Origin of the sequence: Amycolatopsis jiangsuensis (genome assembly GCF_014204865.1) — a bacterium.
GTDB lineage: Bacteria > Actinomycetota > Actinomycetes > Mycobacteriales > Pseudonocardiaceae > Amycolatopsis > Amycolatopsis jiangsuensis.
Genome location: NZ_JACHMG010000001.1, coordinates 4,735,500 through 4,751,308, shown reverse-complemented (window position 1 = coordinate 4,751,308; position 15,809 = coordinate 4,735,500). Strand labels below are relative to the sequence as shown.

Annotated in this window: 14 protein-coding genes; 4 read left to right on the top strand and 10 right to left on the bottom strand. The window is 70.1% G+C overall.

Annotated features, from left to right (window positions below; translation table 11 throughout):
* The first annotated feature begins 7 nt into the window (after positions 1–7).
* Together BJY18_RS21245 and BJY18_RS21240 are read left to right on the top strand one after the other, a co-directional pair.
* Positions 8–1,483, top strand: a complete 1,476-nt coding sequence (locus tag BJY18_RS21245) for an alpha-amylase family protein (RefSeq protein WP_184781621.1) — start codon at positions 8–10, stop codon at positions 1,481–1,483.
* A 210-nt stretch (positions 1,484–1,693) separates the two neighbouring features.
* Positions 1,694–3,139 carry an alpha/beta hydrolase gene (locus BJY18_RS21240; protein WP_184781620.1) on the top strand — a complete coding sequence of 482 codons (1,446 nt, stop codon included), beginning with the start codon at positions 1,694–1,696 and terminating at the stop codon, positions 3,137–3,139.
* Positions 3,140–3,153: 14 nt separating this feature from the next.
* Here BJY18_RS21240 and BJY18_RS21235 read toward each other — a convergent pair whose 3' ends face one another.
* The 7 genes from BJY18_RS21235 to BJY18_RS21205 are packed head-to-tail and all read right to left on the bottom strand — an operon-like array spanning position 3,154 to position 9,817.
* Positions 3,154–4,395 carry a hypothetical protein gene (locus tag BJY18_RS21235; protein ID WP_184781619.1) on the bottom strand — a complete coding sequence of 414 codons (1,242 nt, stop codon included), beginning with the start codon at positions 4,393–4,395 and terminating at the stop codon, positions 3,154–3,156.
* The gene (locus tag BJY18_RS21230; RefSeq protein ID WP_184781618.1) at positions 4,392–5,063 is read right to left on the bottom strand and encodes an N-acetylmannosamine-6-phosphate 2-epimerase; all 672 of its coding nucleotides are present in this window, start codon (positions 5,061–5,063) and stop codon (positions 4,392–4,394) included. Before BJY18_RS21230 ends, BJY18_RS21235 begins: the two co-directional genes overlap by 4 nt.
* Positions 5,064–5,073: 10 nt before the next feature.
* Positions 5,074–6,006 carry an N-acetylglucosamine kinase gene (locus BJY18_RS21225; RefSeq protein ID WP_184781617.1) on the bottom strand — a complete coding sequence of 311 codons (933 nt, stop codon included), beginning with the start codon at positions 6,004–6,006 and terminating at the stop codon, positions 5,074–5,076.
* Positions 6,003–6,848 (bottom strand): carbohydrate ABC transporter permease, encoded by an 846-nt coding sequence (locus tag BJY18_RS21220; protein ID WP_184781616.1) that lies wholly within the window; start codon positions 6,846–6,848, stop codon positions 6,003–6,005. The genes BJY18_RS21225 and BJY18_RS21220 overlap by 4 nt, the downstream gene beginning before the upstream one ends.
* The gene (locus BJY18_RS21215) at positions 6,845–7,750 is read right to left on the bottom strand and encodes a carbohydrate ABC transporter permease (RefSeq protein WP_184781615.1); all 906 of its coding nucleotides are present in this window, start codon (positions 7,748–7,750) and stop codon (positions 6,845–6,847) included. Before BJY18_RS21215 ends, BJY18_RS21220 begins: the two co-directional genes overlap by 4 nt.
* 4 nt (positions 7,751–7,754) lie before the next feature.
* Positions 7,755–9,065 (bottom strand): ABC transporter substrate-binding protein, encoded by a 1,311-nt coding sequence (locus tag BJY18_RS21210; protein ID WP_184781614.1) that lies wholly within the window; start codon positions 9,063–9,065, stop codon positions 7,755–7,757.
* A 20-nt stretch (positions 9,066–9,085) separates the two neighbouring features.
* A complete protein-coding gene (locus tag BJY18_RS21205) occupies positions 9,086–9,817 on the bottom strand; it encodes a GntR family transcriptional regulator (RefSeq protein WP_184781613.1) in 732 nt (243 codons plus the stop codon).
* A 258-nt stretch (positions 9,818–10,075) separates the two neighbouring features.
* Here BJY18_RS21205 and BJY18_RS21200 point away from each other — a divergent pair, with 258 nt between their 5' ends.
* On the top strand, positions 10,076–10,573 hold the full coding sequence (locus BJY18_RS21200) for a hypothetical protein (protein ID WP_184781612.1): 498 nt from the start codon (positions 10,076–10,078) through the stop codon (positions 10,571–10,573).
* 155 nt (positions 10,574–10,728) lie between these two features.
* Here the strand turns inward: BJY18_RS21200 and BJY18_RS21195 are convergent, their stop codons facing one another.
* Positions 10,729–11,154, bottom strand: a complete 426-nt coding sequence (locus BJY18_RS21195; RefSeq protein WP_446680349.1) for a hypothetical protein — start codon at positions 11,152–11,154, stop codon at positions 10,729–10,731.
* Positions 11,155–11,525: 371 nt separating this feature from the next.
* Here BJY18_RS21195 and BJY18_RS21190 point away from each other — a divergent pair, with 371 nt between their 5' ends.
* A complete protein-coding gene (locus BJY18_RS21190) occupies positions 11,526–13,016 on the top strand; it encodes an alpha/beta hydrolase (protein WP_184781610.1) in 1,491 nt (496 codons plus the stop codon).
* 931 nt (positions 13,017–13,947) lie between these two features.
* On the opposite strand, the gene BJY18_RS21185 is transcribed toward BJY18_RS21190, so the two are convergent.
* Together BJY18_RS21185 and BJY18_RS21180 are read right to left on the bottom strand one after the other, a co-directional pair.
* Positions 13,948–14,595 (bottom strand): response regulator, encoded by a 648-nt coding sequence (locus BJY18_RS21185; RefSeq protein ID WP_184781609.1) that lies wholly within the window; start codon positions 14,593–14,595, stop codon positions 13,948–13,950.
* Positions 14,592–15,785, bottom strand: a complete 1,194-nt coding sequence (locus BJY18_RS21180) for a sensor histidine kinase (RefSeq protein ID WP_184781608.1) — start codon at positions 15,783–15,785, stop codon at positions 14,592–14,594. Before BJY18_RS21180 ends, BJY18_RS21185 begins: the two co-directional genes overlap by 4 nt.
* Positions 15,786–15,809: the final 24 nt, after the last annotated feature.

Below are 15,809 nucleotides of genomic sequence, written 5' to 3'. Positions count from 1 at the left end.
GGTCTCGATGGTCAGCAGGCGTGACGCGCTCCGGATCGGCACCGCTGCTCTCGCGGGCACGCTGATCGAATCGGCGGTTCCCGGTGGTGCGGTGCACGCGGCACCGCTGCCGGCCGGTCCGTCGCCTGTCGAACGCGGCTGCTATCTGACGTTCTGCCGTATCCCCACCGCCGGCCTGCGCACCTGGAAGTCCATTATGGACAGCTTTGCCGAGGACGGCGTGGACCGCGTCGTGCTGTGGCTGGGCGGAGCGTTCCGTTCCCGGAAGTACCCGATCACCTGGCAGTACAACCGGGAACACCGCAACGTGCGGGAGAACTTCGCCGGGCAGCTCATCGACTACGCGCACACGCTGGGGATCCGCGTGCTGCTCGGCTTCACGCCCTACACCTACGACGGTACGAACCAGTACGCATACGAACGTCCGGACCTCAAGGCACAGCAGGCGAACGGCACCCTGGCCCGACTGCAGGGCATCCATTCGTGGGGCTACAACCTGGATCCGACGAAGGCGGACGCGAAGCGGTTCATGCTCGAATACGCGCGTGAGCTGTACTTCGACTTCTACCCGAACGCCGACGGCCTGCTCATCGAATCCGCCGACATCGACATCTGCACCGGCGGCGACTGCGGTGGCCCACGGCACTACTACGAGGTCGAGTACGAGTTCGTCCGTCGTCTGTCCGACGAAGTGTGGGCACAGGACCCGGACGCCGAAATCATCGTGCACCCCAACTACTTCGTCGGCGGCGCGAACGGTGCGGAGCTGCCCTACGATCCGCGGTGGACGGTGATTTTCAGCCCGTGGACAGTGAATCTCGAGTTCGCGAAGAAGATCTCGCGCGCCTACTACTTCTCCCTCGACGTCATCAGCCAGCCGCCGGCGAACGTGGCGGCGAGCGTGCGCTGGGTGCGTGACCACGGGTTCGCTTCGTACTTCCCCTCGCAGGAGTTCTTCACCTACGTCGCGGAGCACGCCGAGATCGGCGAGACCAATCTCGTCGGCAAGCAGCTGCGTCCGTTCGGGTTCGACTTCCTGGGCCTGGACGAGAACCCGTACCGGGACCCGGTGGTCACCGTGAACCGCGTCGCGCTGCGGGAGTACGCGCGGAACCCGGACCTGCCGGAAGCCGAATTCCGGGCCAGGCTGGGACAGTCGGTGTTCGGGGACACCGCGACCGACCAGAACGTCGCCGATCTGCTGTTCCTGCACGAGTTCTGCTACGGACGGGACAAATCGCTGTTCACGCTGGCCGCCGGGGCGGACCCCGGCGCACTGCGCGACCGCCTGGAACGGGGAGTGGTGGGCTTCGCCGCCCTGCAGGCCATCCAGACCGAACTGGACGCACTCCCCGCGGTCGCCGCACGAATCCGGCGCTCCCGCAACCCGGCGGTGCGCCGGCTCGTGCGGCACACGGACCTTCTCGAACACAACTGGGATCCCGGCGCACGGGCCCTGTTGAGGGCGCACTTGCGGACTTGAGTGTGAATTCCGTCAGCCAGCGGGACCGCCGACAAGCCGTGCCGTGAGGACTGCTCCACCTCCTACCGAGGTCGCATCCCGTGCTCGACCTCGGTCCAGTACGGGTCGAGCCGCCGGGCCGATGTGCCGGCGGGGCCGGATGGACAGACTCGTTCCGGAACAGCCTGCCGGCCGATCAGCCCGTGGAGGGCTTCACCAGGAGGACAGGATATGCGCAGGAAACTGTCGGTCGCCCTCGCCGCGGCCGCGCTGATGGCGACCGTTGTTCCGGCGGCGTCGGCGGAAGCGAGCGAAACGCTGGAGTGGGGTGCGTGCCCGAAGGGGGTCGAGGGTCCCCGCCTCGAGTGCTCGACCCTGAAAGTCCCGCTGGACTACCGGGATCCCGACGGGAAACAGATCGAGATCGCGGTCTCCCGGCTGGCGAGCGAGAACCCGGCGCGGCGCCGCGGGGTGCTGCTGACCAATCCGGGCGGCCCGGGCGGTGAGGGGCTCGGCTACCCGGCCCTGCTCGCCGGTTCCGGACTGCCCCAGGAGGTGCTGGATTCCTACGACCTCATCGGGTTCGACCCGCGCGGAGTGGCCCACAGCACGCCGGTGACCTGCGAATTGACGCCGGAGCAGCAGGCTCGCGGCGCCTTCTCGTCATACGCCGAGACTGCGGCCGACGTCACCCGCGAAGCCGACTACGCCCGCACCATAGCCCGGCAGTGCGCCACCTCCCCGACCGCGCAGATGCTGCCGCACACCACCACCGCGAACACCGCACGCGACATGGAGCGCATCCGGGTGGCACTGGGCGAGCCGAAGATCTCGTACCTCGGCGCCTCCTACGGCACCTACCTCGGCGCCGCGTACGCGTCGATGTTTCCCGACCGCGGCGACCGGATCGTGCTCGACAGCAACCTGGGCCCCGGCGGATACGACTACACGGCCATGCGCGGGTTCGCCCGCGGCATGGAGGACCGGTTCCCGGACTTCGCGGACTACGCCGCCGCGCACCCCGAGTACGGCCTCGGCACCACGCCGGAACGGGTGACCGCCAAGTTCTTCGACCTGGCGAAGCGGCTGGACGCGACACCGGTCCACGGCGTGAACGGGCTGGCGTTCCGCGGGGTCACCTTCGAATACCTCTACGCCGACGCGAGTTTTCCCACGCTGGCCAAGACCTGGCAGCTGCTCGACACGAACCAGCCGCTGCCCGAGCAGCCTTCGACGGACCACGACAACACCATGTCCGCCCGGCTGTACGTGGTCTGCGGTGATTCGCGCTGGCCGGACTCGGTCGGGGACTACCAGCACGCCACCGCGGTCGACCGGGTGAAGTACCCGATGCTGGGCGGGTCCACGGCCAACATCGGACCGTGCGCCTTCTGGCCGAAACAGCGCCCCGAACCGCCGGTGCACATCGGAAACCGGGGCCCGTCGAACGTGCTGATGGTGCAGAACGAACGCGACCCGGGCACCCCGCTGACCGGCGCCCGCGCGCTGCGGCAGGCGTTCGGGCAGCGCGCCAGGCTGGTGACCGCCGACCAGGGCGGCCACGGCGTCTACCCGTGGGGCAAGAACACCTGCGTCAACGACGCGGCGACGGAGTTCCTGACGGCCGGGCAGCGTCCCGCACACGACCTCGCCTGCACGGCGGAATCGGGCAAGTGAAGCGGCTCGTGGCGCTACCGGAGGCCGCCGAGCAGCCGGAGGGCCTCCCGTACGGCGAGTTCGGCGCCGCCCTCGGCGGTGGGTGCGATGTTGACCTCGTAGACCGCGTTGCGATATGCGGCGGCCTCGGGGAGGTAACCGAGGTAGCCGCACGTGTAGCCGGCCAGCGCGAGCGGTCCGTCCACTTCGGATGCCAAGGTGGCTTCCAGCGACAGGTACGGTTCGCCACCGAAGCCGGCCAACGCGAGGTCGCCGAGCCGGACCGTGCTCACCACCAGACGTGGGTCGCGGATCTGGGCGGAGCCGGCCAGTTCCGCACCCTGCAACGCGGTCTCGGCGGTCCGCACCGCGACGGGATCGCCGGTTCGGAGGGTGGCTTCGAGGTGCCGGCGAAGCGCGCGGCTGTCCGGTGCGGGTTCGTTCGTCCGCGGCGGCAGGCCGAGGGACCAGGTTCGCGCGCCGGTGATCGGCCGGTGATCCACGTCGACCCGGCGACCCGGGGTGTCGAGGATGGCGAGCACCTGTTCGGCGGCCAGCACACCCAGCCGGTCCAGTTCCTCCGGGTGCTGGTTCCGGCGGTGTGGCCGGGTGCTGACGTCCCCGGCGGCGCCGGTCGCGACCACGGCCCAGCCGTCCAGCCGCGCGGACACCGCCCGGCGCACGGCTCCGGCGAGGTCGGCGCTGACCCGCAGGTTGTCCGCGCCCAGCACCGTCGGATGCACCGGCAGTACGAGGACACACCCCTGTACCCGGCCACGGTCGCGTGCGGCCAGCACGGTCACCGGCACGTCCTGGCGCGGGCCGGGACCGCTGCGTTGGCCGCCGACGCCTTCGATCAGTCCAGTGTGGGCAGTGAGGTCGGACGGCTGCTCGGTGGCCATCGCGTTGCCGGCCGCGTATTCGCCGGCCTGGAGGATCGGCTCACGCCACTGCGGCGAGGTCCGGCCACCGCCGGGACGGCATCCGGTGTCCGGTCCGGAGTGCGTATGCGTCGCCGACAGCCACACCAGCTCCGGGCGGGTCCGCAGCGAGCCGGCCAGCCTGCTGGTCAGCGCGCCGGCGAGGTCGGTGTTCACGGCGGGCAGATCGGCGACGACCCAGGCGAACCTGGCGCCGCCGGCGCTGACCGTCACCGCGTGCACTTCGAGGAGGTCGAGCGTGCCGGTGCTCGTGCCGGTGCGTGCGGCGTAGCCACCGAGCGGGGTGCCGGTGGGTACGGCGATCGCTGCCTGGCCGTGGCCGATGCGTGTGGTCACGACAACGCCTTCGCCAGCCGGGTGGTGATGGCCATCGGGTTCGTGATCGCTGTGCCGACGACGACCGCGTACGCGCCCGCGTCGACAGCTGCCCGTACGTCTTCCGCGCTGCGGTAGCGGCCCTCGGCGATCACCGGGCAGTCGAGCCTGGTCACCAGCTCGGCGACCAGGCCGATGTCCGGTCCTTCCGGTGCCGGGCCGCCGGTGTAGCCGGACAGCGTCGTGGCGACGACGTCGGCTCCGGCGGCCCGGGCCGCGGTGCCCGCCGCGAGGTCGTCGACGTCGGCCATCACCGGCACGCCGAGTTCCGCGTGGATCCGCCGGATCTGATCGCCGAGTGACCCGCCGCCCGGCCGCGGCCGCGCGGTGCCGTCGATCGCCACCATCGCCGCGCCTGCCCGCACCACCGCGGCGGCATCCTCGAACGTGGGCGTGATGAACACCCCGTCCGGGCCGAAGACCTTGTTGATCCCGAGCACCGGAAGGTCCACTTCGGACCGGATGGCGGCGACGTCGGCCGGGCCGTTCGCCCGGATCGCGCGTGCCCCGCCCGCGGCCGCGGCGGCGGCCATCCTCGCCATCGACACCGGTCCGTGCAGGGGGTTGCCCGGCTGTGCCTGGCAGGACACCAGCAACGCACCGGAGGGAAAGGGGAGCCGATCGTCCACTGTGTTCTCCTCAACGACAGGCGCGGTGTACGGACATCAGACGCGAATACGGGCCTGGTTCGGCGGTGGCGAGCCGGACGGCGCCGTCGAGCGGGTCGCCCTCCGGCGGGACGAGCCGAGCCGCCGGAGCGAGGACGGCGAGCCGTTCGCGGAGCGGGGCCAGCAGCAGCTCACCGGCCTCGAACACCCGGCCGGTGCACGCCACCGGAACGGTCTCGCCGCGGTCGAGCACCCGTACCGCGGCGGCGATGGTGCAGGCCAGGTCGTCAGCCGCGGCGGTCACGATCGCGCTCGCCACCGGGTCCGCCTGGGCGGCCACGGCAAAGACCTCGGGTGCGAAGGAGGCGATGGCGGCGACCGGGGACGGGATCTGGTGGATTCGTTGCGCCATCCCGGGTATCGGGCCGAAGCGCAGCTCGGCGACGGCGGTGAGGCTGGTCGCCGGTCCGCGGCCGTCGGCGGCGGCGAGCACGGCGGCGAGTCCGGCCCGGCCGATCGCGAACCCGCCCCCAGCGTCACCGAGCAGATGGCCATCACCGCCGACTTTGCGGTGTACCCCGCCCTCGCCGACCGCGAGGCACACCACTCCCGTCCCAGCGGCCAGCACCACACCGTGCCCACTCGGCAACGCTCCGGCGTGCGCGGTCACCATGTCCTCGCACAGCCGTACCTCGCCGGCTCGCAATACACCGGCCACCGCGGCGCCGAGCCGGTTCCGGTCCGCGGGTTCGGCCGGGTGGCCGGTCAGTCCGAGACAGGCCAGCGCCACCGGATCGGACAGCCCCGCGTCCAGCGCCGCGACGCGCACGGCTTCGGTGATCGTGGCGACCGGATCACCGTGCCGGTAGTCGAAACCCGGGCCCTTGCCCGCGCGTGCCTCGGGACCGGACACCAGGCGTAATCCGGTCTGGCCGCCGTCGACCGCGACCCACGTGGCGGTCATCGGATACCGGCCGACATCGTCACGCCCTCGACGAACTTCCGTTGCAGCGTCACGAAAAGCAGGACCGTCGGCAGTGCCGCGAGAAGCGCGGCGACGAGCATCATCGGCACCGCGGCGCTGCCGAGGTTGTCCGCCTGCATCGCCGAGAGCCCCACCGGAAGGGTGCGGTGCTCGTCGTCCGAGGCGATCAGCAGCGGCCACAGGTGGGAGTCCCAGTTGAGCATGAAGATGAACAGGGCCAGCGCCGCCATCGGGCCCTTCACCACCGGTACCACGATCGACACCAGCGTGCGCAGATCTCCGGCACCGTCGAGGCGGGCGGCCTCGATCAGCTCGTCCGGGACATTGCCGATCGCCTGGCGCATCAGGAAGATCCCGAACGCGCTCGTGCCGGCCGGCACGATCAGCCCGGCGAAGCTGTCCACCCAGCCCAGCGAGTACACCAGGCTGTAGAGCGGCACGTAGATGATCTCGATCGGGATCATCAGCGTGGCCAGCACGACCATGAACGCGGTGTCGCGGCCGCGGTAGCGGAACTTCGCGAAGCTGAACCCGGCCGCGGTGCAGGTCACCACGTTCAGCAGGGTGACGCTGACCCCGACGACCGTGCTGTTGAGGAAGTACCGCGCGAACGGCGTTTCGGTGAACGGCAGCGTCAGATTGGACCATTCAAAGGTACTGGGAAGCCAGTGCAGGGGAACGGAAAGCACCTCCGACGCCGGCTTCAACGCGGTCAGCACCGCGTACACCAGCACGGAAACGAACACCAGTCCGCCGAGCCCGGCGACGGTCATCGCGGTGCCGCGCCCCACGCGTGCGGCCTTGCTGCGCGGCCCGCTCATCGGTCCCTCCTCGCGAAGACCTTCAACTGCAGCAGGGTCAGCCCGAACAACAGCAGGAACATCAGCACCGCCACCGCGGAAGCCCGGCCCATCCGGGCGTTCTCGAACGCCGTCTTGTACACGAACAGGTTGACCACCTGCGTGCCGAAACCGCCGTTGGTCAACACCAGCTGCGGGCTGAACGCCTGAAAGCCGCGGATGACCGCCATCACCGAGCACACCGCGGTCACCGGGAGCAGCATCGGCCAGGTGACGTAGCGGAAGCGCGCGAACGCTCCCGCGCCGTCCAGCCGGGCCGCCTCGTGCAGTTCGTCCGGAATGGACTGCAGGCCGGCGAGGAACAGGATCAGGAAGAACCCGGTCTCCTTCCACACGCCCATCACGACCAGGCCCCACATCGCACTGCCGGAGCTGGTGAGCCAGTTGAGGTGCAGGCCGAGTGCCTGGTTGAGCAGGCCGTCCGGGTTGAGCACGACCCGCCAGATCACCGACACCGCGACCCAGCTGATCGCCACCGGCAGGAAGTACAGCAGCCGCAGCAGACCGCTGCCGCGTGTGCGGGTGTTGAGGGCGTGCGCGAGCACGAGTGCCAGTGCGAGCGCGGGAACGTAGGTGCCCGCGGCGTACACCACGGTCTGCCACAGCGCCGCGCCGAACTGCGGATCCGTGGCCAGGTACGTGAAATTCTCGAAGCCCACGAACTCCGGCGGCGAGGTCAGGCTGTAGTCGAACAGGGACAGGTAGAACACCCGTAGCATCGGGTAGATCGCGAAGACGAGGAACAACGCCAGCGCGGGCACCGCGAACAGCGCACCGACCGCCTTCCGCCGGCCTCGCACCGGCTTGTTCCGCGACGGCGCGGGGGAGCGCGGCGCCTTGGGCCTGATCGACAGCACAGCCATGCGCTCAGCTCCCCAGGCTGCGGTCGATCGTCTCGGCAGCCTTCCGGGACGCCTCCGGGATCGCGACGTGGTCGAAGACGGTGTCGTTGACCATCGCCATCACCGCGTCCTTGATCTCCGCGAAGTGCGGCGCCACCTCGTCGAACTTTCCCTGCCGGTAGGCCGCGGACCACACGTCGAGCCCGGGCACCTGCTTGCCCGCCGCGCTGGTGTCCCAGCCCTTCACCGGCTGGATGAACTTGACGTCGGACAGCCAGCGCTGCGACTGGCTCGCCAGGTAGGCGATGAACTGCCAGGCCTGCTGCTGGTGCTCACTCGCCCGGCTGACCCCCCAGTAGTAGCCGTACCAGCGGTTCACCGGTTTCGCCGGGTTCACCTGCGGCAGCGGGACGAGCTTCAGCTTGGCGAAGGTGTCGGGGTTGCTTTCCCTGATCTGCTCCATCGCCCACGGGTAGACGATCGCCATCGACTGGCGTCCGGTGGCGAGATCGCTGAACGGCGAGGTCGCCTCGCGTGAGGTCCGGTTCGGGTCCGCGGCACGGCCGGCGCCGGTCGCGAGATCGGTCCAGATCTTCAACGCCGCCTGTGCCTGCGGGCTGGTGACGGTCGCCTTCTGGTGGCCCGGGTCGGTGATCGTCCCGCCGGTCTCGTTCAACAGCGTCTGCAGTTGCTGGGTGTACCAGCCGGAATGCAGGTAGAGGAAGCTGAACGCCTGGGTGTGCCCTGCGCCGCTGAGCTTCCGCGCGTCCGCGGCCACGTCCTGCCAGGTCTTCGGCGGCGCGTCCGGATCGAGCCCGGCGTCGGCGAAGTGCTGGGTGTTGACGGCGAACGCGGTCGCGTTGAACTCGCTCGGCAGGCCGTACAGCTCGTTGTCCGCCGAAGCGCCGTCGAGGGTGCGCGGCAGGTAACGCGCCTTGAGCTCGTCCGCGGAACCCGTGCCCAGCGCGCCGTAGTCGATGGGCGCGAGCAGCCGTTTGGGAAGGTACTCGCCGCGCAACGTCGTGTCGTCGAGGTTCAGCACGTCCGGGCCGGTGCCGTTGCTCATCGAGGTCAGCATCTTCGTGTCGAACTCGTCGTTCGGGACCTGCTGGTACTCGATGCGGACGTTCGGGTGCTGTCGTTCGTACTCGGCGATGAGCGTCTGGTTGAGCTTGATCATCGGCGGATGGGTGTGCGTCCAGAACTTCAACGTCACCGCGCCGCCGGACTCGTCGCCACCGCAGGCCGACAGCGTGGCGGCGGCCAGCAGTGCCGCCAGGATCGCGGCACCTGCCGTCCGGATGTGGCGCAGGGAACGGATTCCGTGCTCGGCCATGCTGCCTCCAGGGTCGGTGCTCAATGGGGTACGGGTGGCTGGGTCCGGTTCGGCCGCCGCAGATCGGCGGTGATCGCGTAGCGGTCGCCGCGGTAGGTCGCCTCGCAGCTCTCCATCACCCGGCCGCGTGCGTCGAGGCTGATCCCGCGGATGCGCAGGCACGGCTGGCTGACCGGGATCCGCAGGTGCTCCGCGGTCCGCTGGTCGGGCAGCACCGGGTCCATCTGGCAGGTGCCGGTGACGATGTCGGTGCCGTAGCGGGTCGCGAGCAGCTCGTACCAGGAACTGTCGAGATCGCCGATGGCGAGCCCTGGCACGTAGCGGTCCGGGACGATGGTGCGTTCCAGCGCCATCGGGGCGTCGTCGGCCAGCCGCAGCCGGACGAACTCGACCACGACCTCACCGGCCGGGATCCGCAGCAGCCGGCACCGGGTGCGGTCCCCGCGGCGGCGGCGCAGTTCGAGGGTGTGGCTGGCCGGCCGCATGCCGCGGCGGCGCATTTCCTCGGAGAACGACGTCATGGCGAGCCGCCGGCTGACCTTCGGCCGCGACGTGAAGGTGCCGCTGCCCTGACGGCGCACTAGCATGTCCTGCAGCACGAGGTCGTCCATCGCCCGGCGCAGCGTCATCCGGGCCACCTGCCAGCGCACCGCCAGCTCGCGCTCCGGGGGCAGCGGGGAACCTTCGGGCAGGAGGTCGACGAGATCGAGCAGCCGGGCCCGCACCTCGCCGATCTTTCCGGGAGCGGTCATCGCGCCCTCCTCACCGCCGCGGGCAACCCGATCCAGCACACGCCATGGCGTGTGCCGTGGCCAAGGCCCGTGACGTATTCCAGTGGACCAATGCGTCTGTCGATGATGCCCCGGCAACCCCGCTCACCAGTAGGTTTCCGGCCCGGATTGGGCCGGTAGTGGTCCAGTTCGGGCCACCTCCCGGCCACTTCGGCTACTTGCCTGATCGGAAAGAAGTGACTACATTCCAGCTAGGCAAGTAGTGAAAGGGAGGTCATCGTGAACGATCCGGACGAACGGCAGCAGGCCACCGACGCACTGGCGGAGGTACGTACGCACCAGAGCCGCGCGGCCCGCGCGGCGCGGTTGCCGTGGTGGGTCTACGCGGCGATGTTCGTGCTCGCCGTGGTGCCGCTGGCGGCGGACGATTTCGTGGACCTGGGCGGGACCACGGCGATTTCCGCGGTGGTGCTGGGGTTGCTCGTGCTCGCGCTGGTCGCAGGCGCGCTGGGGAAGGGAGTGGCGCCGCTGAGCCGGCTGCGCGGCGTGCAGGCGCGGCGGCAGGTTTCCCAGGAGCGGTACGGCCTCGTCGTCGCCATTGGCGCGGCGGTCACCTGGCTGCTGGTCAGCCAGGGCCCGAGCCTCGCCGCCGGGCTGGCCGACGAGATCGGGCTGCACCAGTACCGGAACACGGTGACCGGGGTGCTCTTCGGTGCGGTGCTGACACTGCTGTTCGCGGGGAGCCAGGCCGTGCTGAACCGGATTCATCGACTGTGAACGCGCCGTGAATATTGCGCGCCGGTGAATTCGGTCCGGTCGTTCCGTGCGCTGCTGGTGCACGGAACGCTCCCTTGCTCCCGCCGATCGGTGCACCACCATGCGCATTCCCTGCGCGCGGCAACCGGCCAACGTTGAGCCTCGGGCGTTCCGGATCACCCACGGGTGGCGGACCGTCGGCGTCCGCGTAGCGTGCGGCGGTCAGTGCGGCTGAGCAGGCCAGAGGTGTCCCGCGTCCAGTGACCGCCGTGTGAGTCGGTGAATGAAAATTCCGGGATGGCGGAGGCAGAGTACAGATCCGCAGCGGGCATCGCTTCCTGCCCGAACGGCAACGCTCGCACTGCGGTGGCGCCGGGCGGGATGATGGCGAAGCGCACCTGGTGGGGTTCCGATTCATCGGGACGGCCGACCTTCAGCTCGCAGCCGAAAACCGGCGCGTCTCCGCTGTTGTGCGCGCAGACGACGTAGTCCTCCTCGTGGTCATACTGCTCGCCCCGGTCGAGCCAGGCGGAAACCGACTGTGCCTGTTCCTGCTGCCGAATGGCGGGCTGGTCCTTGCGATTGAGCAGCATGATCCACACGTAGGAAGCGAACCCGAGCAGCGAGCCTGCACTCCCGATCGCGGAAACCCAGGTGGCCGTGGTTTGAGAAGTCATCACCGAGGAAGTTACCACGTTGCCGGGTCGGCGAACGCGCGCCGTCTCCTCCGGTAGTGGGCCATCCCTTGGCAATGACTTGTCTTCTTCGCGCTGCGGACACTTGCCTCCCTTTCCGGTCCGTCCTTCCCTGCACGCCATTCTCGCTCTGGCGCGCCGTCCTTTTCGCTTCGGGCTCTCATCCTTTTGACCGAGAGAACCGTCCTCCAAGACCGTTCGCCCGCGGGATGTGTCCGGACGTTCCGGTGCGAAGAATGGCTTCAGTCATCGTTTCGCACCGTCGGGAGGGAATTCGGATGCGGAGAACGTTACCCACCGCACTGGCCGCCGCGGTCCTGGCGGCCGCGGCGGTCCCGGGGATCTCACTGGCCGCGGCCGCGCCCCGCGCGCTGGAATGGGGGCCGTGTCCGGCGGACGTCACGCCCTCCACCGGGCTGCAGTGCTCGAAGCTCTCGGTCCCGCTGGATCACCGGAACCCGGGCGGGCAGCAGATCGAGATCGAGATCTCGCGGCTGGCGAGCAAGAAGCCGGAGAAGCGGCGCGGCGTGCTGCTGACCAACCCCGGCGGCCCGTCCTCCGGGCTGAACTATCCGGCGCAGCTGGCGCAGTTCAGTCTACCCCAAGAAGTCCTGGACTCCTACGACGTGATCGGGTTCGATCCCCGCGGCATCGGGCACAGCACGCCGGTCACCTGTGGGCTGAGCGCGGAGCAGCAGAAGTACGGCAACGTCCCGCCGTACGCGCGCGATGGTGCCGACGTCGCGAAGCACGCCGAAGAAGTGAAAGAAATCGCCGAGAAGTGCACCACGTCGAAGACGGCGTCGATGCTGCCCTACATCTCCACGGCGAACACCGCCCGCGACATGGATCGGATCCGCGAAGTGCTGGGGGAGTCGAAGATCTCCTATGCCGGTTCGTCCTGGGGCACTCACCTCGGCGCGGTGTACACAACGCTGTTCCCACAGCGCAGTGACCGCTTCCTGCTCGACAGCAACCTGGCCCCCGGCGGATGGGACTACCCGTCCGACCGGCTCTACAGCCAGGGGGTCGAGGACCGGTTCCCGGACTTCGCGAAGTACGCCGCCGCGAACGACCGGGAGTACCACCTGGGCGCGACCCCGGAGCAGGTGACCGCGAAGTACTTCGCGCTCGCCGCGCAGCTCGACCGGAAACCGGTGGAGGCGCCGGACGGGCGTTACGACGGCACCCTGTTCCGGCTGATCACCTTCAGCCAGCTTTACGGTGGGCCTCAGCTGCCGTGGCTCGCGAAAGCCTGGCAGGCCCTGTCCGCGGGCCAGCCACCGCCGCCGTTGCCGGGGGAGACCGGTGGTGTGGGTTCCCCAGAGGTCGCGGAGAATCTGGTGTCCGGGCGTTACTACATAATTTGCTCCGACTCGCGCTGGCCCACCTCGGTGCAGACCTATCAGCGCAACGTCGCCGCCGACCGGATCCGGTACCCGCTGTTCGGTGCCGCCGGTGCCAACATCCAGCCGTGCGCGTTCTGGCCGGACCCCATCGAAGCGCCGGTGCAGATCGGGGACCGCGGCCCCTCGAACGTGCTCATGGTGCAGAATCTCCGTGACCCGGCGACCCCACTGGCCGGCGCCCGGAAGCTGCGGCAGGCGTTCGGCGACCGTGCGCGAATGGTCACCGTCGACGCGGGAGGCCACGGCGTCTACCCGTTCACCCACAACGAATGCGCGCAGTACGCCGCGACCACCTTCCTGACGACCGGCGAACGCCCAGAACAAGACCTGGCGTGCTCCGCGGCAGCCGAACCCCGCTGAGCACCACCCGCGAAGGGCCCGCGCCGTGCGCCGAACATCCGGCCACGGCGCGGGCCTGCCTTGTCGGCTACGGCGTGGGCCTTGCTGGCTACGGCGCGGGCCTGCCTTGTCGGCTACGGCGTGGGCCTTGCTGGCCACGGCTCGGGCCTTCTCGTCGTCTATTCGGGAAGCCGTTCCCCCGCACGATCCCGGCTTCCCCATTTCACCGACGTTCTTCTTGCACGCGGAGCGTGCCAAAGCAGAAGAGGCTTACTGCTTGGACGGCAGCGGCGTACCTCTCCCGCCACGGACAGCGCAGCCACCAGCCCGCTCTGACGTCAGTTCCGCGCCCCGCACCAGCCTCGATTTCGCGGCGTGGTCTTCTCTCGGCGCAGCAGGGAAACATCCAGAATACGAGCCGAGAACCCCAGGCTCACGCGATGCTCCCGGTGCGCTTACGCGTGGGGAACGTGCGCTCGATGAAAGCGCAGTGGGCCGTCACCGTGAAAAGCGGGTCCACGGCTCCCCTGGTGGCCGGCGGCCGGCGCCATCCGTGGTCCTGGCGGCCGGCGGCATCCGTCGCCGTTCCGGTCACGGCGCCTACTTGCCTTGAGGCCGCCACCGTGCACGACGAACCACCTCTTGCACGCGAAGCGTGCGCCCCTGCGCACGACGAGACCACCATGGTTCCCTGGCCTTGTTCGCTGACGCAGCGTGGCTACCGTCCGAGCCGGTTTCCCAGGCCTACGCGGCGGTCCCGGCGTGCTGGTGGCGGTTCTGGGTCGAGTGGGAGCGGGATGTGGTCGCCTGTCGCGTCCGTGTCGTTTCGGTTCTGACGCCCGCCCAGCGTGGGGTCGTCATCGGGCACGACGGACCGACGTTCCCCGGTGGTTGTTCGCTGATGGGATGTGGCTGCCACGCGAGCCCAATCTCCCAGGCGTACCGGGCGCGGCTACCGTACGAGCCCGGTTTCCCAGGCCCACACGGCGATCTCGGTGCGGTTGCGGGCGGAGGTCTTGCGCTGGATGGAAGCGAGGTGGGTCTTCACCGTGGACAGGGAGATCACCAGCTCCTCGGTGATCTCCGCGTTCGTCCGGCCGCGGGCGAGTGCCTTGGTCACCTCGAGTTCGCGGTGGGTCAGTGCTGGTTCGGCGTGGCGGGGCCGGCTGCCGGAGGCGGTGAAGTGCGCCAGCAACCTGGTCGTGATCGACGGGGAGACCAGGGATTCGCCGTTCGCGGCCGCGTGGACCGCCTCCACCAGCAGTCGCGGGCCGGCGTCTTTCAGCAGGAAGCCGCAGGCGCCGGAGCGCAGCGCCTCGTGCACCAGCTCGTCGAGGTCGAAGGTCGTCACGACCAGCACTCGCAGCGGATCGGTGACGTCGGGTCCGGCCAGCAGCCGGGTGGCGGCCAGGCCGTCCACCCGCGGCATCCGGATGTCCATCAGCGTGACCTCCGGGCGCAGCTCCCGGGCCAGCTCGACCGCCCGCCGGCCGTCGCCGGCTTCCGCGATCACCTCGACCCCCGGCTCGCGTTCCAGGATCAGCCGGAAGCCGGTCCGCACCATGGCCTGGTCGTCGGCCAGCAGAACCCGCAGCGTCACCGTGTCATTCCCCTCTCCGGCGGCCGGTCCGCCGCGGCGCCGCCGGGCAGCGGCAGATCGGCGAGGACCCGCCAGCCGCGTTCGCCGTGTTCCCCCGCGGTCAGTGTGCCGCCCAGCGCCACGATCCGCTCGCGCATGCCGACCAGGCCGTAGCCGCCCGGTGAGCGACGGGCACGGCCGGGGCGCAGTCCGTCGTTGTGCACCTCGATCCGGAGCGACTGTCCTTCGGCGGCGGATGCCACGGTGACCGAGACGCGCCGCGCCTCGGGCGCGTGCTTGCGCACGTTGGTCAGCGACTCGAGCACCACGCGGTGCACCGTGGAGACCGTCTCCGGAGCGACTGCCAGCTCCGCCAGCCCGGACGCCAGCTCCACGGTGACGGCTTCGTCCCCGTCCACCGCCGCCTCCACCGTTTCCACCAATCCGCCGGTGGTGACCAGCGCCAGCTGGTCGGGGCTGCGCAGCATCATGACGAGACGGCGTACCGCGGCCAGCGCCTCCGCTCCGGCGTGCTCGATCTCCTGGATGAGCTCCTGCTCGGGGCTGCCGGCCAGCACCACCCCGGCAGCCTGCGTGCGGACCACGACGCCGGTGATGTGGTGCGCCACCAGGTCGTGCAGCTCCCGCGCCAGCGCCAGCCGCTCCCGGTTCCGGGCGGCGGACAGCGCGGCTTCGCGCCGCACATCGCCGTCACGCAGCATCAACCCGACCGCGACCCCGCAGCCCCACAGCAAGGCCCACAGCACGGCGACAGCGAGGGTGGTGAAGTCGATGCCGTACCGCAACCCGGGCGCGGCCACGACAGCCACCCCGCCGAGCAGCGCGAGCCCGCCGGCGCCGCGCGGTGGCACCCGATGGCAGCTCGCGCCGACCAGCAGGATCACCGCGATGGCCTCCGGATCGCCGTTGAGCGTCGCGTCCGGTTCGGCGAAAAAACCCACCATGCTGAACACCAGGGAGAGCGCGATCGCCGACGCCGCGAGCGCCGCGGTCCGCTCGGGAAGCCGCCGCCGCGCCAGCGCGAGCCCCCCGGCCACCACGCCCACCACGAAGTAGACGGCCTCCCCGGCGGTGGGTGGTTCGTGCTGGACCAGCCACCGCACCACCTGCTCACCGTTCAGCCCGCCCAGGACCGCGACCTCGGCGATCACCAGGCCACGGCGCAGCGGCCAATCGGCGGTTCGCAGCACCGGGTTCGCCGTCCTTCCTGCTCG